1 rRNA gene is annotated in these 1,172 nt (G+C 51.7%); it reads left to right on the top strand.

Going from position 1 to position 1,172, the window contains the following annotated elements:
• Positions 1-17: 17 nt before the first annotated feature.
• Positions 18-1,172 (top strand): 23S ribosomal RNA (locus tag HNR62_RS16055); the annotation flags it as partial.

The raw sequence follows: 1,172 nt of genomic DNA, 5'->3' as shown, positions 1-1,172 counted from the left end.
ACTTCTTGGGGTTGTATGGTTAAGTGACTAAGCGTGCACGGTGGATGCCTTGGCAGTCAGAGGCGATGAAGGACGTGCTAACCTGCGTTAAGTACGGATGAGCTGGTAAGAAGCGCTTGAGTCCGTAATATCCGAATGGGGAAACCCACTGCACTCAGTGCAGTATCGTTAAGTGAATACATAGCTTAACGAGGCGAACCGGGAGAACTGAAACATCTAAGTACCCCGAGGAAAAGAAATCAACCGAGATTCCCCTAGTAGCGGCGAGCGAACGGGGACCAGCCCTTAAGCTGTTTGTGGTGTAGTGGAATGGTCCTGGAAAGGCCGGCCGTAGTGGGTGATAGCCCCGTACACCAAACATCACTTACAGTGAAATCGAGTAGGACGGGACACGTGATATCCTGTTTGAACATGGGGGGACCATCCTCCAAGGCTAAATACTCCTGACTGACCGATAGTGAACCAGTACCGTGAGGGAAAGGCGAAAAGAACCCCTGTGAGGGGAGTGAAATAGAACCTGAAACCGTGTACGTACAAGCAGTGGAAGCCCCCTTGTGGGGTGACTGCGTACCTTTTGTATAATGGGTCAGCGACTTACTTTTAGTAGCAAGGTTAACCGTATAGGGGAGCCGTAGGGAAACCGAGTCTTAACTGGGCGAATAGTTGCTAGGAGTAGACCCGAAACCCGGTGATCTAGCCATGAGCAGGTTGAAGGTTGAGTAACATCAACTGGAGGACCGAACCCACTAATGTTGCAAAATTAGGGGATGACTTGTGGCTGGGGGTGAAAGGCCAATCAAACCGGGAGATAGCTGGTTCTCCCCGAAATCTATTTAGGTAGAGCCTCGGACGAATACTTACGGGGGTAGAGCACTGTTTGGGCTAGGGGGTCATCCCGACTTACCAACCCCATGCAAACTCCGAATACCGTAAAGTACTATCCGGGAGACACACGGCGGGTGCTAACGTCCGTCGTGAAGAGGGAAACAACCCAGACCGCCGGCTAAGGTCCCAAAGTCATAGTTAAGTGGGAAACGAAGTGGGAAGGCTCAGACAGCCAGGATGTTGGCTTAGAAGCAGCCATCATTTAAAGAAAGCGTAATAGCTCACTGGTCGAGTCGGCCTGCGCGGAAGATGTAACGGGGCTAAACTATGCACCGAAGCCGCGGATG

Source organism: Oceanisphaera litoralis, assembly GCF_016907015.1.
Lineage (GTDB): Bacteria > Pseudomonadota > Gammaproteobacteria > Enterobacterales > Aeromonadaceae > Oceanimonas > Oceanimonas litoralis.
The sequence above is the reverse complement of the archived record's forward strand: the minus strand, read 5'-3'. Positions and strand labels throughout refer to the sequence as shown.